We start from the raw sequence: 25,914 nt of genomic DNA on the forward strand, positions 1-25,914 counted from the left end.
TCACCCATGAGTGCGATCTCCAACCTCACCATTCCCGCCCTTCTCCATGCCCGCGCTCAGGCCGACCCCGAGCGGGAGGCGCTGATCGTCCACGGAGGCGGAACCGGCGCATTCGGCGCCCGCCCCGGCTCGCTCACCTTCGCCGAGTGGGCCCGCGGCGCCACCGCGGTGGCCCGTGGCCTGGCCGCCCGCGGCGTGGGCCGCGGCGACCGCGTCGGACTGGTCTTCGGCAACGGCGACTGGATCGACTACGCGGTGGCCTTCTGCGGGGTGACCGCCGCCGGGGCGGTGGCCGTACCGCTCTCGGACCGGCTGGCCGAGTCCGAGATCGACGCGGCGCTCGCGCACTGCGGCGCGGCCACCGTGCTGCGGCCGGGCGACCTGCTGCTCGGCGACGGCCCCGACCCCGAGCCCGCGCGTCCCGGCGACGTCGCGCAGATCCTGCTGACCTCCGGCACCACCGGGCGGCCCAAGGGCGTGGCCGCCACGCACGCCAACCTGGCCTTCGGCCACGGCGGGCCCAGGCGGCCGTTCGCCCACTCCGCCCACCTCGCGCACGCGTTCCCGATCGGCACCAACGCCGGGCAGACCATGCTGGTCACCGCCCTGTCCGCGCACCCGGCCACGGTCACCCTGCCCCGCTTCACACCGGGGAGGTTCGCGGCCCTGATCGAGGACTACCACGCGGGCACGGTGTTCCTGGTGCCCGCGATGGCGGTGGAACTGCTCGCCGCCGGGGTGCAGGACCGCCACGACCTGTCGTGCGTGCGCCTGCTCGGCTCGGCCGCCGCGCCGCTGCCCGCCCCGGTCGCCGAACGGCTGTGCACCGCCTTCCCCCGCGCCGCCATCGTCAACTACTACACCTCGACCGAGTCCTACCCGGCCCAGACGATCATGATGTACGACCCTGACCGCCCCGGCAGCGTCGGCCAGGCCGTCGGCGGCGGCACCGTCAAGATCGCCACCGCGTCCGGTGAACCGGTGCCCGCCGGCACGACCGGCGAGGTCTGGCTGCGCTCGCCGGCCGCCCCGCGCGCCTACTGGGCCGACGAGCGGGGCAGCCGCGAGGTGTTCCGCGACGGCTGGGTGCGGATGGGCGACCTCGGCCGGCTCGACGAGGACGGCTACCTCTACCTCGTGGACCGCGAGAGCGATGTGATCAAGTCGGGCGCGTTCAAGGTCTCCACCCTGCACGTGGAGGAGACCGCGCACGAGTGCCCGGGCGTCCGCGAGGCCGCCGCGTTCGGCGTGCCGCACCCCACGCTGGGCATGTCCGTCGCGCTCGCCCTGGTCGGCTCGGTGACCCCGCAGGAACTGCGGCTCTTCCTGGCCGACCGGCTCGCCCCGCACGAACGCCCCGCCCGGGTCGTCCTGATGGACGCCCTTCCCAGAAACCACGCGGGCAAGGTGGACAAGCGCCTCCTGCGAGAAGGAGCACGATGATCGGTACGACGACCGTGGACGCGGTCCAGCACGGGATGTGGATCAATGAACGGCTGGGCGCGGGCTCGGCCTACCACGTCCCCGTGGTGATCAGGCTGCGCGGCCCGCTCGACCGGGGCGCGCTGATCAGGGCGTGCGCGGCCGTGGTGGAACGGCACCCGGTGCTGGCCGGGCGCGTCGAGGAGGACGACGGCGTGCCGTACCTGCGGAGCGGCGACGCCGCCGTGGAGGTCGCCCACATCGCCGCCGAGGGCGAGGCGCTGAGCGAGATCCTGCGCCGGGAGGTGGCGCGGTCGTTCGACCTCGCGGCGGGGCCGCTGGTCCGCTTCACCATGGTCGGCGAGTCGCCGCTGCGGCACCTGCTGCTCATTGTGGCCCACCACCTCGTCTTCGACGGTAGGTCCAAGGACCTGCTGGTCGCCGAACTGGCCGCGGCCTACGGCGGCGCCCGGCCCCCGGTGTTCGCGGTGCCCGCGCCCTCCGGCTCGGACGCCGAACCCGGCCCCGGCTTCTGGGACACCCGCTGGCGCGAGCCGGGCCCGGTGGCGCTGCCCGGCGCACAGGCCCGCTCCCGGAGCACCGCCCCGGGCCGTACCGTCGCCTTCGAGACCGAGACCGACTTCGCGATCCCCGGGCTGACCAGGTTCGAGGTCCTGACCGCGGCCCTGCACGCGCTGCTGCGCTCCTACGGCAACCAGGAGGTCGTCACCGCGATCGACCTGAGCACCCGCCGCCCCGGCGACGCGGTGGCGATCGGGTCGTTCGTCAACGAGCTGCCGCTGTTCAGCCGTCCCGAGACGGGCATGCCGTTCGCGGACTTCGCCGCCGGGCTGCGCGCCGAACTGCGCGCGCTCTACGCCCACCGGCACCTCCCGCTCGCCCGCGCGGTGCCCGGCCTGCGCCCGCACGCGGCGCTCGCGCCGGTCTCGATCAGCTACCGCAGGCGCGAGGAGCCCGAGCCGCTGTTCGCCGGGCTGGACGCCTCGGTCGAATGGCTGGCCTCCAACCAGGCCGTCAGAGGATCGCTCCAATTCCAGTTCCTGGACACCGCGGGCGGCCTGACCGGCTCGCTGCGGTACGACCCCGCGGAGGTCCCCGAGGCCGGGACGGTCGCCGGTGACCTGGTGGCGCTGCTGGACCGGGTGGCCGCCACCCCGGACGCGCCGCTGTTCAAGCTGCTGGACATCCGCACGGCCCACGTGGCCGAAGTCGTTTCCACCGTTCCAGCGGCCGAAGAGCCCGCCGGGGTGGACGACTCGCTGGTGGGCGAGGTCGCCGCGATCTGGGAGGAGGTCCTGGGCATCTCGCCGATCGGGCCGCACGACGACATCTTCGACCTGGGCGCGCACTCGCTGACCATCACCCAGATCATCGCCAGGATGCGCAAGCGGCTGAAGATCGAGGTGCCGCTGGACGCCTTCTTCGAGACGCCGACCATCGCCGGGGTGCTCCAGGCGGTCCGCAATGACTGACCTGCTCGACCGGCCGCCCGGCGGCCTGCCGTACCCCGGCGGGGACGGCGACGACCTCGAACTGATGCTGATGATCCGGGCGTTCGAGTACAAACTGCTCGACCTGTTCGCCGCCGGGATGCTCAACGGCACCACGCACACCTGCCTCGGGCAGGAGCACGTACCGGTGGCGCTCTCCCCGCTGATGGACCCGCGCGACCACGTCTTCAGCAACCACCGGGGCCACGGCCACTACCTGGCCAGGTACCGCGACCCGCACGGCCTGCTCGCCGAGATCATGGGCCGGGAGGGCGCGGTCTGCGGGGGAGTGGGCGGCAGCCAGCACATCCACCGCGACCGGTACATGTCCACCGGCGTGCAGGGCGAGAGCCTGCCGGTCGCGGCCGGTGTCGCGCTGCACCTCTCGCGCGCCGAGCCGGGCGCAGCGGCCTGGGCCTACATCGGCGACGGCACGTTCGGCGAGGGCGCGGTCTACGAGGCGCTGAACATCGCGGCGCTGTGGCGGCTGCCCGTCGTGGTCGTGGTGGAGAACAACGGCATCGCCCAGTCCACCCCCACGACCGCGCACCTCGCGGGGACGATCGCCGGGCGGGCCGCCGCCTTCGGCGTCCCGCACCTCGCGATCGGCTCCACCGACCCCGCCGAGATCCGCGACATCGTCGCCGAGCCGCTGGGGCACGTACGGGACGGGCGCGGGCCGCTGGTGCTGGAGTTCCGCACCCATCGGCTGGGCCCGCACAGCAAGGGCGACGACACGCGCGACGAGCAGACCCTGCGCGAGGCCCGCGCGGGCGACTGGTACCACCGCTACGCCGCGGCCGACCCCGGCGGGCTGGCCCGGGTGGAGTCCGAGCAGCGCGCGTACGTGGCGGCGGTGGCCGACGAGGTCGCCGCCCGCCCGCCGTCCACCGGGCGGGCCGCGTGCGGGTAGCCGACAACCTCAACGCGGCGCTGCACGACCTGCTCGACCGCGACCCCCGGGCCTACCTGCTCGGAGAGGACATCACCGACCCGTACGGCGGCGCCTTCAAGATCTCCCGCGGCCTGTCCGAGCGCTTCCCCGGCCGGGTGCTGTCCACCCCGATCAGCGAGGGCGCGCTCACCGGCATGGCCGCCGGGCTCGCCCTGGCCGGGGACACCGCCATCGCCGAGATCATGTTCGGCGACTTCGTCACCCTCGCCTTCGACCAGCTCGTCAACTTCGCCGCCAAGTCGGTGACGATGTACGGCAGGCGGCTGCCGCTGCGCATGGTCGTGCGCTGCCCCAGCGGCGGCGGGCGCGGATACGGCCCCACGCACAGCCAGAGCCCGCAGAAACACCTGCTCGGCGTGCCCGGCCTGGCGATCTACGAGGTCTCGCCGTTCCACGACAACCACGCCGTGTTCGCCGCGATGCTGGACCGCGGCGAACCGTGCGTGCTGTTCGAGGACAAGGTCCTCTACACCCGCCCGATGTTCCCGGCGGCCGAGCCGTTCCGGCTGACCCCGCCCGAGACCCCGGACGGCGTCGCGCGCGTCGCGCTGCCCGGCGGCGACCCCGACTGCGTGATCATCGCCACCGGCGGCACCGCCTGCAAGGCGCTCGCCGCGATGCGCGCGCTGCTGCTGGAGGACGAGATCAACGCCGCCCTCCTGGTGCCCTCGCGGCTCTACCCCTTCGAGTTCCCCGCGGAGATCGGCTCGGCGGGCACGGTGTTCGTGGTCGAGGAGAGCACGGCGGGCGGCACGTGGGGCGCGGAGGTCGCGCACGTACTGCACGACCGCATGTGGGACCGCCTGGACCGCCCCGTGCAACTGGTCCACTCCGCGGACTCGATCATTCCCACCGCCGCCCACCTCGAAGAACGCGTGCTGGTCAGCGAGTCGTCGATCCACCGAGCCATCAGAAGGGCCCTCCGTGGCTGACATCCGCGTCCCCAAGCTGAACAACAACGACGCCGAGTACCTGTTGGTGGAATGGCTCGTCGAGGACGGCGCGCCGATCCGCGCGGGCGACCCCATGGTGATCGTCGAGACCTCCAAGGCGGCCGAGGAGCTGACCGCCGAGGAGTCCGGCCACCTGCACCACGGCGTGCCCGCGGGCACCTGGTGCCGGCCCGCCCAGTCCATCGCCCGGATCACCGCCTCTGCCGCCGCTCCGGCGCGGCGCGAACCCGCCGCGGTACCCGCGCCCGCCGTACCCGAGGCGGACGGCCCGCTCATCACCGAACCGGCCCGGGCCCTGATGAACGAGCTGGGCATCACCGAGGACGCGGTCCGCGCGCTCGGCGTCGCCGTCGTCCGGCGTACCGACGTCGAACGGCTCGCCGCTCCCGCCGCCCGGCCCGCCGACGTCCCCGGCCCCGCGGGCGGCACCCGCCGCACGCTGTCCCGCGTGCAGCGGGCGGTCGGCCGCGCCGTCGAGACCTCGCACCAGACCATCCCCGCCGCCTACACCGCCGTGCGGATGGACCTCGGCCCGCTGCTGGCCCGCGCCACCCGCCTGACCAGGGAGACCCGCCGCCCCGTGGGCCTCGCCGAACTGTTCGTCATGGCGGTCGCCGAGACCCACGCCGACCACCCGATGTTCTTCGCCACCCTCACCCCGGACGGCACCGCCGCCGACATCCCCGACGCGCCGCACATCGGCGTCACCGTGGACGCGGGGGAGGGCCTGTTCGTCCCGGTGGTCCACGACGCCGCCCGGATGGGCGTCAAGGAACTGGCCACGCTGCTGATGAAGTACCGGGTGGCCGCCGCGGGCGGCGAGTTCACCGAACGGGAGCTGAGCGGCGCGGGCATGGTGATCACCCTGCACACCGAGCCCGACGTCGTGCTCGCCATCCCCTACGTGCTGCCCGGCACGGCCTGCGCGCTCGCGGTCACCCCGCCCTCGGACGGCACCCGCGCCACCATCGGCATCGCTTACGACCACCGGCTGGTCAACGGCCGGGACGCCGCGCTGTACATGGGCCGCCTCAAGCAGATCATCGAGACTCCGGAGACCGCGTGACCACCCTCTCGCCGGACAAGAAGGCCCTGCTCGCGCAGCGGCTGCGGCGGCGTACCCGGGCGCGGGTCATCACCCCCCGCGACCCCGCCGCGCAGCCGCCGCTGACGCCCGCCCAGGAGCGGCTGTGGTTCCTGGAGCAGTACCGGCCGGGCACCACCGCGTACACGATCCCGCTGGTCGTGCGCGTACAGGGGGACCTGACCGGGCCTCGTTTGGAGGCCGCGCTGGCCGGGGTCGCCGCCCGCCACGAGGCGCTGCGGATGAGCTTTCCCACCGACGGCGACGGGCGGCCCTCCATCGTCATCGACCCCGAGCCCCGGGTCGAACTGACCGTTTCCGCGGCCCCGGGCGAGGACGCGGCCCGCGCGGCGGGCACGGCGCTGCTCGCGCGCACCTTCGACCTTGCGAACGGGCCGCTGTGGCGGGCGGCGCTGGTGACGATCTCGCCCGGTGACCACCTGCTGGTGCTGGCCGTCCACCATCTGGTGGCGGACGGCTGGTCGGCGGACGTGATCCTGCGCGAGGTGCTGACCCTGTGCGGCGCGGACGCCGAACTGGAGCCGCCGGGGGCGCAGTACGGCGACTACGCGCTGTGGGAGCGCGGCAGGGACCACGACGGCGAGATCGCCTACTGGCGGGAACGCCTGTCCGGGCTGCCCGCCCTGGACCTGCCCACCGACCTGCCACGGCCCGCCGAACAGAGCAGCGCCGGGGCCGGGCACGAGTTCCAGATCGACGCGGGGACGGCCGAGCGGATCGCCGCCCTCGCCGCCGGATGCGGGGCCACGCCGTATATGGTGCTGCTGGCCGCGCTGCAGGTGCTGCTGGCCAGGCACAGCGGGCAGGCCGACTTCGCGGTCGGCTCGCCGGTCGCCGGGCGCGACGTGCCCGAACTCGACGGCGCGGTCGGCATGTTCGTCAACACGCTGGTGCTGCGCGCCGACCTGACGGGCGACCCGTCGTTCCGCGACCTGCTGGCGCGCACCCGCGAGACCGCGCTGGACGCATATGCCCACCAGGCGCTGCCGTTCGACCGGCTGGTCAGCGAGCTGAACGTGGCCCGGGACGTGAGCCGCACGCCGCTGTTCCAGGTGATGTTCGCGCTGCAGAACTACGGGGCCGCCGCCGCGAGCCCGGTCCCCGGATACTCCGTGACCGGGCTGACGCTGCCGGCCGTCGCCTCCCGCTTCGACCTGTCCTTCTACCTGCACGAGACGCCGGACGGCCTGAGCGGCTACGTCATCTACAACAGCGACCTGTTCCTGCCCGGCACGATCGAGCGGATGACCGCGCGCTATGCCAGGCTGCTGGACTCCATCGCCGACGCGCCCGAGACCCCGGTCTCCCGGCTGGACCTGATCACCGACGCGGAACGCGCGGCGCTCGGCCGCTTCAGCCATCCCGCCGAACCGCTCCCCGAGGTCGCCGGGTCGCTGCAGGAGCTGATCGCCGCGCAGGCCGCCACCACCCCCGGCGCGACCGCGATCGTCTGCGGCGGGGAGAGCCTGACCTACGCCGAACTCGACCTGCGGGCCGGGCGGCTCGCCGCCCACCTGCGCGCGGCGGGCGTCGGCCCCGACGTGCGGGTGGGGGTCTGCCTGGACCAGTCCGCGGACCTCGCCGTCGCGGTGCTGGGCGTGCTGCGGGCGGGCGGCGCGTACATCCCGATCGACCCCGCCTACCCGCGCGACCGGGTCGCGTACATGCTCCAGGACGGCGACGCACGGGCCGTGATCACCGTCCCCGAGCACACGGACCTCCTCACCGGCCAGGTGATCCTGCTCGGCGACGTTCCCGCCGACCTCGATCCGCTGCCCGTGCAGAACGCGTCGCCGGAGGACCTGGCGTACGTGATCTACACCTCCGGGACCACCGGGCGGCCCAAGGGCGTCGGCATCCAGCACCGGCAGGTGGTCAACTACCTGGCGGGCGTACGGCTGCGGCTCGGCGTGCCCGAGGGCGCGGACTTCACGCTGGCGCAGTCGCTGTCGTTCGACTTCGGCGTGACGATCTTCTATCTGGCGTTGCTCACCGGGGGCCGGCTGCACCTGGTCTCGCCCCGCACCCCCGCCGTGGAACTGGCCGAACGCTTCAGCCGCACCGACTACCTGAAGATCACCCCGTCCCACCTGGCGTCCCTGCAAGCCGAGGCTCCCGAGGCGGACCTGCTGCCGCGGCGCACGCTGATCCTCGGCGGCGAGGCGTCGCGCGCCGACTGGGCGGCCGGGCTCGCCTGCGAGGTCGTCAACCACTACGGGCCCACCGAGGCCACCGTCGGCATCACCACCTACGCCGTGCCTCCCGTGGCCGGCGGGGGCGGCATGCTGCCCATCGGCCGCCCGCTGCCCGGGGCCCGGGTGTACGTACTGGACGAGAACTTCGCGCCCGCGCCCATCGGCGTGCCCGGCGAGGTGTACCTGGGCGGCGACCGGCTGGCCCGTGGCTACCTCGGCCGCCCGGCACTGACCGCCGAACGCTTCCTGCCCGACCCGTTCGGCGAGCCCGGCGCGCGGATGTACCGCACCGGGGACATCGGCCGCTGGTCGCCCGAGGGCGATCTGCACTTCCTCGGCCGCCGCGACCTCCAGGTCAAGGTGCGCGGGTACCGCGTCGAACTCGCCGAGATCGAGGCCGTGCTGGAAGACCTTCCGGGGATCGATCAGGCGGTCGTGGAGGCCCGCGCGGACCGGCTGGTCGCGTACCTGGTCGGGACCGAGACGAACGTCGGCGAACTCCGCTCCGACCTCGCCGGGAAACTGCCCGACTACATGGTCCCCGCCCGCTACGTCTGGCTGGACGAACTCCCGCTGAAGTCGCACGGCAAGGTGGACCGCGCCGCGCTGCCCGACCCCGGCGACGAGCGCCCCGACCAGGAGACCGGCTTCGTCGAGCCGGACACGCCGCTGGAGGAGGCGGTCGCCGGGATCTGGGCGGGGGTGCTGGGACTGGCGAGGGTCGGCGTCCTGGACGACTTCTTCGACCTCGGCGGGCACTCGCTCCTCGCCGCCCAGCTCGTGGCCAAGCTCCGGCACGCCGTACCTCCCGGCGGGCGGCAGCCCACCATCCTGGACGTCTTCAAGCACCCGACGGTGCGGCGGCTGGCCAAGGTCATGGAGCCGGGCGCGGCGGGCACGTCCGAACGGCTGCTGCACCGGCTCACCCCGGCGGGACGGCGGGTCGCGGCGACGGCGGTGTGCGTGCCGTACGGCGGCGGCAGCGCGGTCATCTACCAGCCGCTCGCCGACGCCCTGCCGGCCGACTGGGACCTGTACTCGGTCGCGGTCCCCGGCAACGAACTGGGCGAAACCGCCCGGCCCTCGGCCGAGGTCGCCGAACAGTGCGCCACAGAGATCCTTGAGTCGGTGCGCGGGCCGATCGTGCTGTACGGGCACTGCGGCCTCGGCGTCACCCTCACCGTGGAGGTCACCCGCAGGCTGGAGGCGGCCGGACGCGAGGTCGAGGCGGTCTACCTGGGCGGGATCTTCCCGTTCTCCCGCCCGTCCGGCCCGCTGGCCCGGCTCGCCACCCGCATGGAACGGCTGCGCAGCGACCGCTTCTGGGCCAACGCCCTGCGCGCCTCCGGCCTGGACGTGGACGAACTCGCCCCCGACCAGCTCAAGCTGATCATCGAAAACCGCCGCCAGAGCACCCGCGAGGCCGAGGAGTACTTCGCCCGCCTCTTCCACGAGGGAATGCCACCCCTGCGCGCCCCGGTCATCTCGGTGGCGGGCGAACGGGACCCGGCGATGGAGTTCTACCAGGAGCGCTACCCCGAGTGGCACCTGATCGCCTCCACCGTGGGCCTGGTGGTCCTGGACGAGGCCAACCACTTCTTCCTCAAATACCGCGCCACCGAACTGGCCGCCATCCTCACCACCGTCCACCCCTCCCTCCCCACCGCCACCCTCATCACCACCCCCACCTGGTGGCTCCACGGCATCTCCACCACCACCCCCCCGGCCCCCACCGATCTCCTGACCGCCCCCGCCACCGCGACCACCCCGGAGTCCACCGACTCCCCCTTCGCCCCTGCCCCCGCGACAACCACCACCCCCGCGCCGGTCACCGATCTCAACCCCGACCCCGGGGCCACGTCGGTCACCGAGCTCGCCGCGGCCAGCCCCGAGGTCCCGGTCACCGCCCCCGTGGCCACTGCCGCGTCCTCTGCCTCCGCCCCGGTCCCGGACCTCAGCTCCAGCCCCACCGTGACTACCGGCCCGGCGGCCGCCACCGACCCCGTGGCCACCGCTGCGTCCGCCGCCCCCGCGCCGGTCACCGATCTCAACACCGGCCCCACCGGCCCTGCGGCCACCGACGCGGGGGCCACGTCGGTGACCGAGCTCGCCGCGACCAGCCCCGAGGCCCCCGCCATCGACCCCGTGGCCACTGCCGCGTCCTCTGCCTCCGCCCCGGTCCCGGACCTCAGCACCGGCCCCACCGTGACTTCCGACCCGGCCGCCGCCATTGACCCCGGGACCACGTCGGTCACCGACTCCGCCTGTGCCGCCGACCCTGCGGCAACCGCCGCCTCGGCCGCCCTCGCGTCGGGCGGTCACCCGAGGATCGGCGTGGCAGGGCCCGCTGCCACCGGGCCGGGGGCCGATGGCCGTACCGACCTTTCCGCCATCGTTCCGGCGCCTCGTACCGAGCTGGACACCGGGCGGATCCCCCGTACGAAAGCCGCGTCCAGGGCCGACCAGCAGGACACAGGCAGCATCGGCCGACCGGGCGTACCAACGGGTCCGCCACAGGCGCGGACCGTGGCGGGGCCGCCGCCCAACGCCGGGGCGTCCCCCAGCATGGGCCGGTTCATGCTGGTGGCGGTCGGCCAGCTCGCCTCCATCCTGGGTGCCGCGCTGACCGAGTTCGCCGTACCGATCTGGATCTACCTGACCACCGGCTCCCTCGTCAGCTACGCCCTGTTCTCGGTGATCGCCCTGGTCCCCGGCCTGCTCGCGGCCCCCCTCGCGGGCGCGGTCGCCGACCGCTTCGACCGCCGCCGGGTCATGCTGGCCGCGAACGTCGCCGCAGGCGGCGTACAACTCTGCCTCGGCAGCCTCCTGTGGACCGGCAACCTGCAGATCTGGCACATCTATCCACTGCTCGCCATCCTCTCCGTGGCCCTGGCCTTCCAGCGGCTCGCCTACCAGTCCGCCATCCCGCAACTGGTCCCCAAGCGCTACCTCGGGCACGCCAACGGCATCGTGCAGACCGCCACCGGAACGGCCCAGCTCATCGTGCCGCTGGTCGCGGTCGCCCTGATGGCCGTGATCGGCCTGGAGGGCATCCTCATCCTCGATGTCACCGGCTACACCCTCGCCATCGCCGTCCTGCTGGCCACGAAGTTCCCCGCCACCATGGCCGCGCGCCGCAGAGAGACGGTCATGGCCGAGATGATCGGCGGCTTCCGCTACTCCTGGGGCCATCGCGGGTTCCGCGGCATGCTGGCGTTCTTCGCGGTGTTCAACGTGCTCGTCTCGCCGCTGTTCCTGCTGATCTCGCCGCTCGTGCTCGCGTTCGCCACCCTCCAGGACGTCGGCAAGGTGTCCTTCGCGGGCGGCCTCGGCGCCCTGCTCGGCGGCCTCACGGTGGCCATCTGGGGCGGGCCGCGCCGCATGCGGATGCGCGGCATGCTGCTGTCCGGACTCGCCCTGGCCGCGTTCTGCCTAGCCACTGGCTTCGTGGACAGCCTGGTGGTGATCGGCGTCGGCGCGTTCGGCATGTCGTACTGGCTCGCCGTCCTCAACGGCGTCTACGCCACTCTCATCCAGGTCAAGGTGCCGCAGCGCTTCCACGGCCGGGTGTTCGCGATCAACCAGATGATCGCCTGGTCCACCCTGCCGATCGGCTTCGGCCTGGTCGCGCCCTACGGCACGGCGCTGTTCGAGCCGCTGCTCGCCCCCGGCGGACCCTTGGCCGGAACCGTGGGCGCGGTGATCGGCACCGGCGCGGGGCGCGGCATCGGCCTGATGTACCTACTGTTCGGCCTGGCGATCGCCCTCCTGGTACTGATCGCCCTACGCGTACGCGCCCTGTCCCGCTTCGACACCCACGTCCCCGACGCCCTCCCCGACGACCTCGTCGGACTCGCCGCCCTCGAAGGCCGCACTCCCCGCCCCTGAAGATCCCCACAAGGCCACCGGCCCGCCCCACGGGGCACACCCCCGGCCCCGCAGAGGGGCCGGGCCCAGGGCCCCTCCCTCGCATGGACGGCTTTCGGGGTCATGCGCGCAACCGCAGGCCGCGCGGAGTGGGGTGGAAGCCCGCCGCCTCCAGTGCGGCGGCCAGTGGGGAGTCGTTGATCGAGGTGCCGTCCGCCCGTTCGACCGTGAGCTTGCCGAGCGCCCCGTCGCGTACCGCGAGCGCCAGCGCGTCCACCGCCGGCTGTACCCGGTCGTCGCCCGCGAACGACAGCAGGGTCTTGCCGCCGCGCTCGACGTACAGCACCAGGTGTCCCTCGACCAGCACCACCAGCGCCCCCGCCTTGCGCCCCGGCTTGTGGGCGACCTCACCGGGATGGACCGGCCAGGGCAGCGCCGCGCCGTACGGGTTGGCTGGGTCGGCGGCGGCCAGCACCACGGCCCGGCGCGCGCCCGTCTCGCCCGCCGGCCTGCTGGAACCGCCCGCGGGCGGGGCCATGGCACGCATCCGGTCGACCGCGCCGGGCAGCGCGAACTGGGCTCCGCCGAGCCCCTCCACGAAGTAGCCCCGCCGGCACCGGCCGCCCTCCTCGAACGCCCGGAGCACCTGGTAGACGGCCGAATAACCGCCCGGCGACCGCTCGCCCGCGACCGCGCCCCTGGTGACCACGCCGTGTCGTTCGAGCAGCACCTCGGCCTGCGCGTGGGCGCGCTGCGTGCCGTCCTGGGAGGGGGCGGGCAGCGCCCACCACCGGCCGCCGACGGTCGGTGGCCCGCTGCGGGTGGGCAGCACCGCGCGCCGCCTGCGCCCACCGGCCGGGCGATGGGCGGGCCGCCCGGTGCCGAGCGTGGCCCGTAGCGGGGCCAGCGTGTCACCGGTCACCTGGCCGGACCACACGAGGTCCCACAGCGCCCTGGCCAGGGCCGCGTCGTCGGGCACCGCCCCGGCCCCGTCGGGCAGCGCCCTGCTGAACACCTGATTGGCCAGCTCACGGAAGAACACCGCCCCGCCGCCGCCCAGCACCGCGAGGATCTGCTCGTGCACCGGCGTGCGGGTGATCTCGGCGGGCTCCGGCAGCAGCAGCGGGGCCGTGTCGGCGAAGTAGAGCGACACCCAGCCGTCGCCGCCGGGCAGCGCGCCCTGCCCGGCCCAGATCACCTCGCCGGACGCGGTCAGCTCGTCCAGCAGCGCGGGGGAGTAGCCCGGTACGCGGGACGGCAGGACCAGCGTCTCCAGCGACGACGCGGGCACGGCGGCCCCCTGCAACTGCTCGATCGCGTTGACCAGCGCGTCCATCGCCCGCCCTGGGCCCTGCCCGCCGCCCGGCCGCCGGTCGTACGCCTCGCCCCCGGAGCGATGAGACCCGGCGGCGATCCCATGCCACACCGGAGCGAAAGCCGCGAAGGTCTCCGGCGCCACCGGCTCGACCTCCCTGCGCAGCCGCGCGAGCGACCTGCGCCGCAGCAGCCGCAGCACGCCCGAGTCGCACCACTCCTCGCCGCGCCCGCCGGGCCGGAACTCGCCCCCCACCACCCGGCCGCTCGCCGCCAGCCGGGCCAGCGCGTCGCTCACCACGGCGACGCCCAGCCCGAACCGGGCCGCCGCCGTGCTCGCCGGGAACGGCCCCCGGGTGCGGGCGTGCCGCGCCACCAGGTCGCCCAGCGGGTCGGCCACCGGCTCAAGGAACGCGACCGGGACCCCCACCGGCAGCGGCGCGCCCAGCGCGTCGCGCAACCGGCCCGCGTCTTCGATGGCCGCCCACTGCTCCACCCCCGCCACCCGCACGCGGATCGCGCGCCGGTCGCGCTCCAGGCCGGTGAGCCAGCCGGGATCGCCCTCCCGCACCCGCACGTCGTCGGCCAGCAGCGGCCCGTGCGAGCGGAGCAGGTCGGCGAGGTCTTCGGCGTCGCGCAGCGGCCGGTCGAGCCGGGCCAGCTCGCGCTCGGTGTCGGCGATCACGTCGGGGTCGAGCAGCTCGCGCAGGTCGGCCTGGCCCAGCAGCTCAGCGAGCAGCCGGGTGTCCAGTGCCAGGGCCTGCGCGCGACGCTCGGCCAGCGGGGCGTCGCCCTCGTACATGAACGCGCCGACGAAGTCGAACATCAGCGACGCCGCGAACGGCGACGCCTGGGAGGTCTCCACCTCCACCACGCGCACCCTGCGGGCGGCGAGGTCGCGCATCAGCCGCACCAGGCCGGGCACGTCGAAGACGTCCTGCAGGCACTCGCGCATCGTCTCCAGCACCACGGGGAACGAGCCGTAGGAACCGGCCACGCCGAGCAGGTGCGCGGCCCGCTGCCGCTGCTGCCACAGCGGCGTACGCCTGCCCGGGCTGCGCCGGGGCAGCAGCAGCGACCGCCCCGCGCACTCCCGGAACCGGGAGGCGAACATCGCCGACCCGCCCAGCTCCTCGACCACGATCTGCTCGATCTCCTCCGGGTCGAAGGCCGCCACGTCGGAGGGCGCGCCCTCGAAGGTGTCGGGCACGCGCAGCACGATGCCGTCGTCGGAGTGGACGGCCTGTACGTCGGTGCCGTAACGCTCGCGCAGCCGCCGCCCGATCGCCAGCGCCCAGGGCGCGTGCACCCGCGCGCCGTACGGCGAGTGCACCACCACCCGCCAGTCGCCCAGCTCGTCGTGGAACCGCTCGACCAGCAGCGTGCGGTCATCGGGCACGTAGCCGGTGGCCTCCCGCTGCTCGTCGAGGTAGGCCAGCAGGTTGGCGGTCGCGTGGTCGTCGAGCCCGGCCGCCCTGACCCGCTCCTCGCCACCGCCCTCGGCCATGCCGCGCAGGAACTCGCCGATCGCCCGGCCCAGCTCGGCGGGCCGGCCCGCCGTGTCGCCGTGCCAGAACGGCAGCTTGCCCGGCTGTCCGGGCGCGGGGGAGACCAGCACCCGGTCGGTCGTGATGTCCTCGATGCGCCAGGAGGTGGCGCCCAGCACGAACACGTCGCCGACCCGCGACTCGTAGACCATCTCCTCGTCCAGCTCGCCCACCCTGGACGACTTCTCCCCGACGAGGAACACCCCGAACAGGCCGCGGTCGGGGATCGTGCCGCCGCTGGTGACCGCCAGCCGCTGGGCCCCGGGACGCCCGCGCAGCGTGCCGGTCACGCGGTCCCACACGATGCGCGGGCGCAGCTCGGCGAACTCCTCGCTGGGATAGCGCCCGGCCAGCATGTCGAGGGTGGCCTCCAGCGCGCTGCGCGGCAGCGTGGCATAGGGGGCGGCCCGCCGCAGCACGGCCTCCAGGTCGTCGACCGTCCAGTCGTCCATCGCGGTCATCGCCACGATCTGCTGGGCCAGGACGTCGAGCGGGTTGCGCGGGTAGCGCAGCTCCTCGATCGCGCCCGCCTTCATCCGCTCGGCGACCACCGCGGTCTGCACCAGATCGCCACGGTACTTAGGGAAGATCACCCCGCGGGACACCGCGCCCACCTGGTGCCCGGCCCTGCCGATGCGCTGCAGGCCGCTCGCCACGCTCGGCGGGGCCGCGACGCACGCCACCATGTCGACCGAGCCCATGTCGATGCCCAGCTCCAGGCTGGAGGTGGCCACCACGGCGGGCAGCCGCCCGGACTTCAGCGCCTCCTCGATCTGCGCCCGCTCCTGCTTGGACACCGACCCGTGGTGCGCCCGCACGATCTCCGGGATCGCCCCCTTGCTCGCCCCGGCCTGGGCCATCATCTCGGCGGGCACCGGCTGCCCGGCGGCCTGTACGCCGTCGGCCCGCGCATGGGCCAGCTCGTTGAGCCGGGTGCACAGCCGCTCGGCCAGCCGCCGGGAGTTGGCGAAGACGATCGTCGAGCGGTTGGCCTCGATCACGTCGAGCAGCCGCTCCTCGACGTGCGGCCAGATGGAACGTCTGGCCGCGTCGGGCTCCCGCTCCCACGGCTCGGCCTCCTCGCCGGCCTGCGCCCCGTCGCGCACCGGGGCGTCGAGCTCGGTCATGTCCTCGATGGGGACGACCACATCGACGTCGATCACCTTGTCGGACGGCGGCTGCACCACCGTGGCCGGGCGCGCCCCGCCGAGGAACGCCGCCACCTCCCCGACCGGGCGGACCGTCGCGGAAAGGCCGATCCGCTGCGCGGGGCGGGGGAGCAGCGCGTCGAGCCGCTCCAGGCTCAGCGCCAGATGGGCCCCGCGCTTGGTCGCGGCGACCGCGTGGACCTCATCGACGATGACCGTCTCCACGTCGGCCAGCGCGCTCCTGGCCTGGCTGGTGAGCAGCAGGAACAGCGACTCGGGGGTGGTGATCAGGATGTCGGACGGCTTGGTGGCGAACCTGCGGCGGTCGTCGGCGGGGGTGTCGCCGGACCGGACCGCGACCGAGATCTGCGGGGCGGGCACGCCCAGGCGCACGGCGGTCTGCCGCAGGCCGGTCAGCGGCGCGCGCAGGTTGCGCTCGACGTCGACCGCCAGCGCCTTCAGCGGCGAGACGTAGACCACCCGGCACCCGCGCCCGCCGCCGGGCGGCGGGTCGCCCGCCCGCTCGGCGGCGAGCCGGTCGATGGACCACAGGAACGCCGCCAGCGTCTTGCCCGAACCGGTGGGGGCCACCACCAAGGTGTTGTCGCCCCGGGCGATCGACGCCCACGCCCCTTCCTGCGCGGCGGTGGGCGCGGCGAACGCGGCGGCGAACCACTGCCTGGTCAGGTCGGTGAAATGGGCGAGCGACGAACCGGTCATGGCCCCATGATGCAACGTGCCACCGACAATTCCGCCGGGTGCCCTGCCGCCGGTTCACCGGCTCTGATCAGCAGAATGTCGCCTTCGTGGGGGATTGAGGGGGGATGGTGGCGGAGATAGACGACGGGTATGAGCATCGACCACGCGGCGATCGAAGCGGCCAGGGCCCGGATCAGATCCTCGCATGTGCGCGACCACCGCCCGCCGAGCAGCGCGCGCGGCCTTCACCACGTCGCGCTCCTGTCCTCCGACGTGGAGCGCACCATCGCCTTCTACCAGGACCTGCTGGAGTTCCCGCTCACCGAGATCGTGGAGAACCGCGACTACAAGGGGTCCAGCCACTTCTTCTTCGACATCGGCAACGGCAACCTGCTCGCCTTCTTCGACTTCCCCGGGCTCGACCTCGGCCCCTACCGCGAAGTGCTGGGCGGGCTGCACCACATCGCCATCTCCGTGGACCCGGCCACCTGGGAACGGCTGCGCGGCAGGCTCGAAGCGGCCGGTGTGCCGCACGACATCGAGAGCGGCGCGTCGATCTACTTCCGCGACCCCGACAACGCGCGCCTCGAACTCCTCGCCGACCCCCTCGGCGAGATGTACGGCTCCCGCGTGCTCTGACCGCTTAACGGCAGCGGCGCTTTACAGACGCGGCTTTTACAGACGCGGCGCCGTCTCTCTCAGTCGCCGCACCGGCTGCGGGTGCCCTTGGGCCTGCGCGGGCGGACGCGGGTGAACGGCTCCGCCGTACCGCCGCGCCGCTCGGAGCGCGCCGCCTTCTCCTGCCGGACGGCGGCGCGGACCTGCGCGAGAAGCGCCCGCCTGCGGGCGCGGCGGGCGGTCTTCTGGGCGGGGGTGAGCGCCAGGGCGGTCGCGGCGAGCACGCCGGCGACGACGCCGATAAGGGGGAGCTTCGCCATGGCGGGGGTTCTACCCACGCCCCGCCGTACCTCAAGCGCGGGTCGCGGGCCCAAAGGGACGTGCCGCCCGCTGCTTGCCCCATACTTGGGTGATGCGTCTATCCGACTTCTGGGACCGCATGCGCCGGCACTTCGGCGAGGCGTACGCCGAGTCGTGGGCACGCGACTACGTCATTGCCGAGTTGGGCGGGCGGACGGTCACCCAGGCGCTGGCCGACGGCGTGGCCGCGAAGACCGTGTGGCGGGCGGTGTGCAAGGTGACCGACGTCGACGCCAAACTCCGCTGACCTTCGCCCGGCCGGCTCAGTGCTCCTCCGCCAGCAGTTTCTTGACCATGTCGGCGGCCTGCTCGGGGAGGTCGGCCCCTTCCTGGCCGCCGGGGGACCACAGGAACAGCCAGCCGTTCTTGGACGGCGTGGCGAACACGATGGTCTGCTTGCCGGTGGTGGGGTGCCAGATCCACAGCATGGGGTCGGAGCCCCCGAGCATCCTGCCGATCAGCCCGCGTTCGGGCAGGCGGGCGGACAGCTCGTCAAGGTAGGCGCGGCGTTGCTCGGCGAACGTGCTTGTCACGGGGCACCTCGCAGTCGTCTTCCTACAGGATCACTCCAGGTCAGCACAGTGACAACAGGTCGACCGAAATGCCCGGGAATGTCGCCTGGAGGATGGGTGCGCGACGCGTGTTCGCGGGCGATCGAACAGCCGTTCGGCTATATTGGAGCGACCGACTTCGGCCGAGCGCCGGAAAATGTCGGTGGCACCGCGTAGCTTTCACGCGACGATAACGACACACCACGACACCCTTCCAGGGGGCATTCATGGCAGCCAATGACCGCGAGAAGGCCCTTGAGACGGCGCTCGCTCAGATCGAGCGCCAGTTCGGCAAGGGCTCGGTCATGCGCCTCGGCGACGACACCCGTCCCCCGGTCGAGGTGATTCCGACCGGTTCCATCGCGCTCGACGTCGCTCTGGGCATCGGCGGTTTCCCGCGCGGCCGGATCGTCGAGGTCTATGGTCCCGAGTCCAGCGGTAAGACGACCGTCGCCCTGCACGCGGTGGCCAACGCGCAGCGGGCGGGGGGCATCGCCGCGTTCATCGACGCGGAGCACGCCCTCGACCCCGAATACGCCCGCAAGCTCGGAGTCGACACCGACGCACTGCTGGTCTCCCAGCCCGACACGGGCGAGCAGGCGCTGGAGATCGCCGACATGCTGATCCGCTCCGGCGCCGTCGACCTCATCGTCATCGACTCGGTCGCGGCCCTGGTGCCGAAGGCCGAGATCGAGGGCGAGATGGGCGACAGCCACGTCGGCCTCCAGGCCCGCCTGATGTCCCAGGCGCTCAGGAAGGTCGCCGGAGCCCTGAACAACACGGGCACGACCGCGATCTTCATCAACCAGCTCCGCGAGAAGATCGGCGTCATGTTCGGCTCGCCCGAGACCACGACCGGCGGCAAGGCGCTGAAGTTCTACGCCTCGGTCCGGCTCGACGTCCGGCGCATCGAGACGCTCAAGGACGGCACCGAGCCGGTCGGCAACCGCACCCGCGTCAAGGTCGTCAAGAACAAGATGGCCCCGCCCTTCCGCCAGGCCGACTTCGACATCCTCTACGGCCAGGGCATCTCCCGCGAGGGCGGCCTCATCGACATGGGCGTGGAGCACGGCTTCGTCCGCAAGTCCGGCGCCTGGTACACCTACGAGGGCGACCAGCTCGGCCAGGGCAAGGAGAACGCGCGAAACTTCCTCAAGGGACACCCCGACATCGCCAACGAGATCGAAAAGAAGATCAAGGAGAAGCTCGGCGTCGGCCCCCGCCTCGACGCCCCGGCAGAGCCTTCCCCCGCCACCCCGCCCGCTCCTCCGGCCACCCCGCCCCGTGCCGCCGCCACCACCCGGGGCAGCAAGGCCACGACCCCCAAGCCCGGAGACGTCTGATCGGCCTCCCCGATGACGCCGGGCGCTCCCGATGACCCACCCACCGACCCACAGCCGAGGCAACCGCCCTCGCCACCGGCCGGTGGTGGGCCGGGCGCGCGGCCGATGCCTGGGTTTTCACCAGGGCACCGGGCCGCTGAGGGGTCTTCGGACCGGAACGCTCGCCCCGCCTTCTTCCTGTCGGCCGACGCTCCTGGCTCCAGCCCGGAGCCCCGAAGCCTCGGTGACGCTTGGCCGGTAGACGGCGAGGGCGTGAGTACCGGGCGGCGGCAGGTGTTCGCGGTCATCGGCCGGTGCGGATTCGGAGGGGCTGATGGCCGGGGCAGGGGCCACTGGACTGAAACGCTCGTCGATCTCGCGCCGAGAGGTGGCATGCCCGCCGATGTATGGCCGGGACGGGAGTCGCCGGGGCGGGCGTGGCGGCTCGCGGGCAGGGGCGATCCGACGGCGGTCTAACGGAGCCTCGGCCTGATAGGCGGGGGCCGGTGTCTCGGTCGTCGGCCGGTGGTGGTTCGGAGGGGTTTGTGGCTGGGTTTTCGTCAGGGCGGCGGGCTGTTGACGGGCCTCTGGACTGGAGCGCTCGGCCCGGTCCCTCCCCGTCCGCTGGTGCATCGCCGGGCCGGGATGCGCCGGTGGGCGATGAGAGCTTCGAGCGTGGGGAGTCGCGGGCAGGGCGGCGATCTGATGGCGGTTCAACGGAACCTTGGCCTGATGGGCGGAGGCCGGGCGCCCAGGCGTCGGCCGGTGGTGATGCGTCAGGGCAGTGGGCTGCTGGCGGGGCACTGGGCTGGGACGCTCGTCCTGGCTTTTCCTCGTCGGCCGACGATTTCGGCTCCACGCCGGTAGACGGCGAGGGCGTGCGCAGGGGGTGGCGGCAGGTGTCTCGGTCGTCGGCTGGTGCGGATTCGGAGGGGCCACTGGACTGGAATGCCCGGCCTGATCTCTCGCCGTCCGCTGACGACCCAGCTCCCGCGCCGCGACGTGGCAAGCCCGCCGATGCGTCGCCGGTGGGCGATGAGGGTGCTGAGCGTGGCGGTTCGGGGAAGCGGCGGCGTGGTGGGCGAGGGGCGAAGTCGCGCTCCTCGGCCCGTGGGGGGTCGGGCGTCGATCCGGAAGGGCCGGTGCCGGGGTCGCCTGCCAGTGAGGGGCCGGATGCCGATCCGGAGGCGGTGGCGCGGTCGATCTGCCTGCGGCTGCTGACCATGGCGCCACGTACCCGGGCACAGCTCGCCGACGCGCTGCGCCGGCGTGAGGTCCCACAGGAGGCGGCCGACGCCGTGCTCGCCCGCTTCTCCGAAGTGGGATTGATCGACGACAAGGCGTTCGCCGACGCCTGGGTCACCTCCCGTCACGCCGGGCGCGGGCTGGCCCGCCGGGCCCTCGCGGCCGAGCTGCGGCGGCGCGGCGTTGACGACGACACCGTACGCGACGCGGTCGATCGCCTCGATCCCGAAGAGGAGGCCGAGACCGCCCGCCGTCTCGTGGCCCGCAAGCTCCCCTCCACCCGCGGCCTCCCCGGCCCGGTACGCACCCGCCGCCTCGCCGGCATGCTCGCCCGCAAGGGATACTCTCCCGGCCTGGCCTTCCGCATCATCCGCGAGGCCCTCGAAGCCGACGGCCTCGACTCCGCCGACCTCCCCGAAGACCTCGACTGACCCCACCGAGATCCCCGCGCACCCCTGCTCGGGTGGTGCCTTGCGGGGGTGGGGGCGGATCGCGTGGATCTGGCTGATGGTCCGGGGGCGGTTCGGTGGTGGATGTCTCGGTACGGTCGTGTCAGGGGGCGGGGTCATGGGGGTGTGAGGTCGAGGGTGAGGACGTCCAGGGTGGGGGCGAAGGGGGCGTCCGGGTGGAGGGTGGCGCGGTGGGTCCATCCCCACTTGGTGTAGGCGGAGTAGGCCGCGATGTTGCCCGGGCGGACGAGGAGGGTGGCTCGCTTTTCCGGGCGGTGCAGCAGGAGTTCGTCGTGGAGGGTGCGGGCGATGCCGCGGCGGGTCCAGGCGCGGTGGACCATGAGGGCCGAGAGCGCGAAGGTGCGGTGCCCGTCCTCGTGGTCGAACCCCGGCTCGGGCGGGCGTACCAGGCCCTTCCACCAGGCGGCGCCCGATCGTTCGTCCAGTGGCCAGCCCCACGCCTGTCCCACCGGCTCGCCGTCCTCATACGCCACGACGAGTTCGAAACCCCGGTTTGCGATGTACCGATCGAAGCGCCCGATGAATTCAGCGTCCCCCGCGGACGGGTCGCCCCCCGCGACCTCCCTGACGCACGCGCCGCGGTGGATGAGTGAGACGACGCCACGGACGGTGTGGGCGTCGTTTCGGCCATGACGCCTGACCACCAGGCCGGACATGTTCGATCACTCCTCTCCTCGATGCCAATGCGTGCAGTCCCCTCCTGGCATGAACTATTCCGTGCGGTATCAGGGTTGAATGTGGTGATTTGGGGGATGTTGTGGGACGGCGTCGTATGAGTAGGAACTAGCTTGACAGGTCGCCTTTGCTTGCCCGTTACCTCTTCGACGCTTAATCTCGACGGCAGTGAGGAGTCACTCCGCGCTGTGCGGATTGCCATAACGGTGTACGACGGACGAACGGGCTCGAAGGTGAGGCGGGCACGGCGTCGATCGGTGACGGTCGGTGCCTTACCTGACGCGGGTTGATATCTGTCCTGGCGGCGCCAGCGGTTGGTGTTTCCGTGCCGTGGGTGTGACCCTTCGCGGGCTTGAAGATCGCTACGCGAGGAGGCTGGGGGCGCGCATGGAGACTGCGGTGGTGGTCGCCCTGACGGTGGCGGTGCTCGTCTTCGCCGTGGTGGCGATCGCCGCGCTGGTCGTACTCGCGCGCCGTACCGGAGCCATCGGCCTTCGCGCGACCGGGCCCTCGCCGGAGGAACTGGCCGAGGTCCAGGCCGAGCTGGAGCGGGCCAGGCAGGAGGCCGGGGAGATCCGCACCCGCGCGGAAGCCGAGGCGGGCGAGATCGCCGGCCGCTCCGAGGCCGTCGAGAAGAGCGCGATCAAGTTGCGCCAGGAGGTCGAGGAGGAGACCCGGGTCCTCAAGTCGGAGCTGAAGGAGTTCCGGGCCGACCTTGAGCGCCGGGAGAACCGGCTGGCCGAGCGGGAGCAGCGCCTGGACGAGGAGGCGCGGCGGCAGGCGGAGCGGGGCAGGAAGCTCGCCGAGACCGAGACCGAACTGGCCGACCGGCGCGAGGACCTGCTGCAGATCGAGGACGAACGCCGGGCGATTCTGGAGCGCGTCTCCGGCCTCACCGCCGAACAGGCCAAGAACGAGCTGGTCAAGGAGATCGAGAACCAGGCCAAGCGCGAGGCCGTGCTGCTGATCAGGGAGATCGAGAGCGAGGCCCGCAAGGAGGCGGAGAAGCGCGCCTGCAAGATCGTGACGCTGGCCGTGCAGCGGGTCGCGACCGAGCAGACCGCCGAGTCGGTGGTCTCGGTCCTGCACCTGCCGGGCGATGAGATGAAGGGCCGCATCATCGGCCGCGAAGGACGCAACATCAGGGCGTTCGAGTCGACGACCGGGGTCAACCTGATCATCGACGACACCCCGGAGGCGGTGCTGCTCTCCTGCTTCGACCCGGTACGCCGGGAGACCGCCCGCCTGACGCTGGAAAAGCTGGTGCTCGACGGCCGCATCCACCCGCAGCGCATCGAGGAGGCGCACGAGCGCAGCCGGGCCGAGGTCCAGGACCTCTGCGTACGCGCCGGTGAGGACGCCCTGGTGGAGCTGGGCATCACCGACATGCACCCCGAACTGGTCACGCTGCTCGGCCAGCTCCGCTACCGCACCTCCTACGGCCAGAACGTGCTCAAGCACCTCGTCGAGTCCGCGCACATCGCCGGGATCATGGCCGTGGAGCTGGGCATGGACCCCAAGCTGCTCAAGCGCTGCACCGTCCTGCACGACATCGGCAAGGCCCTCACCCACGAGGTCGAGGGCAGCCACGCGCTGATCGGCGCCGAGATCGCCCGCAGGTACGGCGAGCACGAGGACGTCGTCCACGCGATCGAGGCCCATCACAACGAGGTCGAGGTGCGCACCGTGGAGGCCGTGCTCACCCAGGCCGCCGACGCGATCAGCGGCAGCCGCCCGGGTGCGCGGCGCGAGTCGCTGGAGGCGTACGTCAAGCGGCTGGAACGCCTGGAGCAGATCGCCCAGTCCTTCGACGGCGTGGAGAAGGTGTTCGCCATGCAGGCGGGCCGGGAGATCCGCGTCATGGTCAAGCCCGACACGGTGGACGACATCCAGACCCAGGTGATCGCTCGCGACGTCGCCAAGCAGATCGAGGAAGAGCTGACCTATCCGGGGCAGATCCGCATCACCGTCGTGCGGGAGTCGCGCTCGACGGAGTTCGCGCGCTGATCAGTTCACCGGCCCGCCCAGAAGATCTGCTGGTAGAAGGCCAGTTCGGCGGCCAGCGCGGCGCTGCGCGTCTCGGCCCGGCGAAAGCCGTGCGACTCGCCCTCGAAGGTCAGGTAGGTGCAGGGCACGCCGTGCTCGGCCAGGGCCGCCGCGAACGCCTCGGACTGCGCGGGCGGCACCACCGGGTCGTCGAGCCCCTGGAGCAGCAGCATCGGGCAGCGTACGTCGCCCGCGCGGGCGAGCGGCTCTCGGGAGGCGTACAGCACCGGGTCCTCGGCGCCGACCAGCCATTCGACGTAACGTGACTCGAAGTCGTGCGTGGTCGCGTTGAGCGGCGCGAGGGCGCTGACGCCGTAGTAGGACACGCCGCCGGCGAACGCCCGGGAGGCGCAGCAGGCCGCGAGCGCGGTCCAGCCGCCGGCGCTGCCGCCGCGCACGGCGATCCGCGTCTCGTCCGCCAGGCCCTCGGCGACCAGCCACTCGGCGGCGGCGATGGTGTCCTCGACGTCGATGACGCCCCACTGGCCGCGCAGCCGCTCCCGGTAGGCCCGGCCATAGCCGCTGGACCCGCCGTAGTTGACGTCGATGATGCCGATCCCGCGGCTGGTGAAGAACGCGCGTTCGAGGTCGAGCGCGCGGACCGCGTGCGCGGTGGGCCCGCCGTGCACCGCCACGACGTACGGCGGCAGGCCCTCGCCCTTGGCGACCGGGTTGGCCGGCGGGTAGACGATCGCGTGCACGCGCCGCCCGAAGCGGCTTTCGATCTCCACGGCCCGCGCCTCCGGCAGGTAGGCGATGTCGGGCAGCTCCTCGACGTCCCGGCGCAGCCCTTCGACCCGGCCGGTCACGGCGTCGATCCGCACCACCGAGCCGGGCACCGCCGCGCCGTACGCGATGCCGGTCAGCGTCATGCCGTCGGCGGCCAGCGAGGGCACCCAGCCGTCGTAGGGCACGTCGAGGTCGGTCAGCGTGCCGGTATCCGGATCGAGGATGGCCGGCCGCAGGTCGCCGCGGCCGTGCAGCACGGCGAGCCGCCCGTCGCCGAGCACGGCGTACGGGGCGTAGCCCAGCCGCCACAGCGCCCCGGCGAACTCCTCCTCGGCCGGATGCAGCGCCTGCAGCGAGGTGCCGTAGATGCCGATCTGGTAGAGATTCCACCAGCCCGACCAGTCGGAGATCAGGTAGAGGTGCCGGTCATCGCGCCACCGCGGAGCCAGCACAGACTCGGTCTGGCCGCCCTTGACCATCCAGGAATGGCCGTCGGCGAGGCGCGTGACCCGCAACTCGGTGCCCTGCCACGGCATCCGCGGGTGGTTCCAGCAGATGTAGGCGAGATGTGCGCCGTCGGGGGAGATGGTGGGGAAGGCGTAGAAGTCGCTGCCGGTGACGTGCTCGATGGGCTCTGCCCCGGCATGACCGATGGCGGGGTCGTCGAGGGAGATCGACACGATCGCCCGGTCCACCTTGCCGTCGTCGTGGTGGCGCTCGCGCACCGCCCACACATGCCCGTCGCGGATGTGCAGGTCGGCGTACCGCAGCCCGGCGTGCCGCTCGGGATCGGGGGTGAGGGCCACCGGCTCCGCGTCTGCGGTGACCAGGTAGAGCCGCTGGTCGGCGTGGTTGGCGAAGACCAGCAGGCCGCCGGGCGCGACCGCGTACGAGCGCCCGCCGTACTCGTGCACCCGGGACCTGGCGCTCCACGGCGCGGCCAGCAGCTCGCGGCGGGTGCCGTCGGCGGCGCGGTGCATGATCGTGGTGCGCCCGCCCTCGGCCGGACGGTCTTCGCTCCACCACACCTCATCGCCCAGCACGCTGGGGAACCCGAGGCCGAGCCCGGCTCGGGCGACGTCGGAGGTGGAGATCGGTGAGGGCCAGGCGGTGTGCGGCACGGTGGTGGTCCGGGTCGGCGGTCGCTCGGGGGACATAGCCGCATCCTGCCGGAAAAGGCGG

Annotated in this window: 16 protein-coding genes; 11 read left to right on the forward strand and 5 right to left on the reverse strand. The window is 73.1% G+C overall.

Features of this window, described 5'->3' with window-relative positions:
* Positions 1 to 6 precede the first annotated feature (6 nt).
* Genes DP939_RS38840 through DP939_RS48275 form a run of 6 tightly spaced genes read left to right on the forward strand, consistent with a single transcriptional unit; the run spans position 7 to position 12,029 of the window.
* Positions 7 to 1,443 carry a class I adenylate-forming enzyme family protein gene (locus tag DP939_RS38840; protein WP_199565698.1) on the forward strand — a complete coding sequence of 479 codons (1,437 nt, stop codon included), beginning with the start codon at positions 7 to 9 and terminating at the stop codon, positions 1,441 to 1,443.
* Complete coding sequence (locus DP939_RS38845) at positions 1,440 to 2,915, forward strand: condensation domain-containing protein (RefSeq protein ID WP_113985844.1); 1,476 nt, start codon at positions 1,440 to 1,442, stop codon at positions 2,913 to 2,915. Before DP939_RS38840 ends, DP939_RS38845 begins: the two co-directional genes overlap by 4 nt.
* Positions 2,908 to 3,846, forward strand: a complete 939-nt coding sequence (locus tag DP939_RS38850) for a thiamine pyrophosphate-dependent dehydrogenase E1 component subunit alpha (RefSeq protein WP_113985845.1) — start codon at positions 2,908 to 2,910, stop codon at positions 3,844 to 3,846. The genes DP939_RS38845 and DP939_RS38850 overlap by 8 nt, the downstream gene beginning before the upstream one ends.
* Positions 3,837 to 4,820, forward strand: coding sequence for an alpha-ketoacid dehydrogenase subunit beta (locus tag DP939_RS38855; protein WP_113985846.1), 984 nt, complete (start codon positions 3,837 to 3,839; stop codon positions 4,818 to 4,820). The genes DP939_RS38850 and DP939_RS38855 overlap by 10 nt, the downstream gene beginning before the upstream one ends.
* Positions 4,813 to 5,907 carry a 2-oxo acid dehydrogenase subunit E2 gene (locus DP939_RS38860; protein ID WP_113985847.1) on the forward strand — a complete coding sequence of 365 codons (1,095 nt, stop codon included), beginning with the start codon at positions 4,813 to 4,815 and terminating at the stop codon, positions 5,905 to 5,907. Before DP939_RS38855 ends, DP939_RS38860 begins: the two co-directional genes overlap by 8 nt.
* Positions 5,904 to 12,029: a non-ribosomal peptide synthetase gene (locus DP939_RS48275; RefSeq protein ID WP_225878752.1), complete on the forward strand. Its 6,126-nt coding sequence runs from the start codon at positions 5,904 to 5,906 to the stop codon at positions 12,027 to 12,029. Before DP939_RS38860 ends, DP939_RS48275 begins: the two co-directional genes overlap by 4 nt.
* Positions 12,030 to 12,129: 100 nt before the next feature.
* On the opposite strand, the gene DP939_RS38875 is transcribed toward DP939_RS48275, so the two are convergent.
* Positions 12,130 to 16,737: an ATP-dependent helicase gene (locus tag DP939_RS38875; protein WP_113985848.1), complete on the reverse strand. Its 4,608-nt coding sequence runs from the start codon at positions 16,735 to 16,737 to the stop codon at positions 12,130 to 12,132.
* Positions 16,738 to 16,866: 129 nt separating this feature from the next.
* On the opposite strand from DP939_RS38875, the gene DP939_RS38880 reads away from it, so the two are divergent.
* Positions 16,867 to 17,355, forward strand: coding sequence for a VOC family protein (locus DP939_RS38880; protein WP_111171071.1), 489 nt, complete (start codon positions 16,867 to 16,869; stop codon positions 17,353 to 17,355).
* A 59-nt stretch (positions 17,356 to 17,414) separates the two neighbouring features.
* On the opposite strand, the gene DP939_RS38885 is transcribed toward DP939_RS38880, so the two are convergent.
* Positions 17,415 to 17,654: a hypothetical protein gene (locus tag DP939_RS38885; RefSeq protein WP_113985849.1), complete on the reverse strand. Its 240-nt coding sequence runs from the start codon at positions 17,652 to 17,654 to the stop codon at positions 17,415 to 17,417.
* Between the two features lie 92 nt (positions 17,655 to 17,746).
* On the opposite strand from DP939_RS38885, the gene DP939_RS38890 reads away from it, so the two are divergent.
* Positions 17,747 to 17,941 (forward strand): DUF3046 domain-containing protein, encoded by a 195-nt coding sequence (locus DP939_RS38890; RefSeq protein ID WP_113985850.1) that lies wholly within the window; start codon positions 17,747 to 17,749, stop codon positions 17,939 to 17,941.
* 16 nt (positions 17,942 to 17,957) lie between these two features.
* On the opposite strand, the gene DP939_RS38895 is transcribed toward DP939_RS38890, so the two are convergent.
* Positions 17,958 to 18,227, reverse strand: coding sequence for a hypothetical protein (locus DP939_RS38895; protein ID WP_113985851.1), 270 nt, complete (start codon positions 18,225 to 18,227; stop codon positions 17,958 to 17,960).
* A gap of 245 nt (positions 18,228 to 18,472) precedes the next feature.
* Here DP939_RS38895 and recA point away from each other — a divergent pair, with 245 nt between their 5' ends.
* Positions 18,473 to 19,588 (forward strand): recombinase RecA, encoded by a 1,116-nt coding sequence (recA, locus tag DP939_RS38900; RefSeq protein ID WP_113985852.1) that lies wholly within the window; start codon positions 18,473 to 18,475, stop codon positions 19,586 to 19,588.
* Between the two features lie 1,121 nt (positions 19,589 to 20,709).
* On the forward strand, positions 20,710 to 21,243 hold the full coding sequence (gene recX, locus DP939_RS48280; RefSeq protein ID WP_225878753.1) for a recombination regulator RecX: 534 nt from the start codon (positions 20,710 to 20,712) through the stop codon (positions 21,241 to 21,243).
* Between the two features lie 134 nt (positions 21,244 to 21,377).
* Here recX and DP939_RS38910 read toward each other — a convergent pair whose 3' ends face one another.
* Positions 21,378 to 21,938, reverse strand: coding sequence for a GNAT family N-acetyltransferase (locus tag DP939_RS38910; protein ID WP_113985854.1), 561 nt, complete (start codon positions 21,936 to 21,938; stop codon positions 21,378 to 21,380).
* Positions 21,939 to 22,344: 406 nt separating this feature from the next.
* On the opposite strand from DP939_RS38910, the gene rny reads away from it, so the two are divergent.
* Complete coding sequence (gene rny, locus DP939_RS38915) at positions 22,345 to 23,964, forward strand: ribonuclease Y (protein WP_113985855.1); 1,620 nt, start codon at positions 22,345 to 22,347, stop codon at positions 23,962 to 23,964.
* Positions 23,965 to 23,969: 5 nt separating this feature from the next.
* Here the strand turns inward: rny and DP939_RS38920 are convergent, their stop codons facing one another.
* Complete coding sequence (locus DP939_RS38920) at positions 23,970 to 25,889, reverse strand: S9 family peptidase (protein WP_113985856.1); 1,920 nt, start codon at positions 25,887 to 25,889, stop codon at positions 23,970 to 23,972.
* Positions 25,890 to 25,914: the final 25 nt, after the last annotated feature.

Source organism: Spongiactinospora rosea, assembly GCF_003315795.1.
Lineage (GTDB): Bacteria > Actinomycetota > Actinomycetes > Streptosporangiales > Streptosporangiaceae > Spongiactinospora > Spongiactinospora rosea.

Bases quoted from the DNA above. Each gene is read 5' to 3' on its own strand.
- DP939_RS38840 (WP_199565698.1), top strand. From the start codon at position 7: ATGAGTGCGATCTCCAACCTCACCATTCCCGCCCTTCTCCATGCCCGC.
- DP939_RS38845 (WP_113985844.1), top strand. From the start codon at position 1,440: ATGATCGGTACGACGACCGTGGACGCGGTCCAGCACGGGATGTGGATC.
- DP939_RS38850 (WP_113985845.1), top strand. From the start codon at position 2,908: ATGACTGACCTGCTCGACCGGCCGCCCGGCGGCCTGCCGTACCCCGGC.
- DP939_RS38875 (WP_113985848.1), bottom strand. From the start codon at position 16,737: ATGACCGGTTCGTCGCTCGCCCATTTCACCGACCTGACCAGGCAGTGG.
- DP939_RS38880 (WP_111171071.1), top strand. From the start codon at position 16,867: ATGAGCATCGACCACGCGGCGATCGAAGCGGCCAGGGCCCGGATCAGA.
- DP939_RS38885 (WP_113985849.1), bottom strand. From the start codon at position 17,654: ATGGCGAAGCTCCCCCTTATCGGCGTCGTCGCCGGCGTGCTCGCCGCG.
- DP939_RS38890 (WP_113985850.1), top strand. From the start codon at position 17,747: ATGCGTCTATCCGACTTCTGGGACCGCATGCGCCGGCACTTCGGCGAG.
- recA (WP_113985852.1), top strand. From the start codon at position 18,473: ATGGCAGCCAATGACCGCGAGAAGGCCCTTGAGACGGCGCTCGCTCAG.
- DP939_RS38910 (WP_113985854.1), bottom strand. From the start codon at position 21,938: ATGTCCGGCCTGGTGGTCAGGCGTCATGGCCGAAACGACGCCCACACC.
- rny (WP_113985855.1), top strand. From the start codon at position 22,345: ATGGAGACTGCGGTGGTGGTCGCCCTGACGGTGGCGGTGCTCGTCTTC.
- DP939_RS38920 (WP_113985856.1), bottom strand. From the start codon at position 25,889: ATGTCCCCCGAGCGACCGCCGACCCGGACCACCACCGTGCCGCACACC.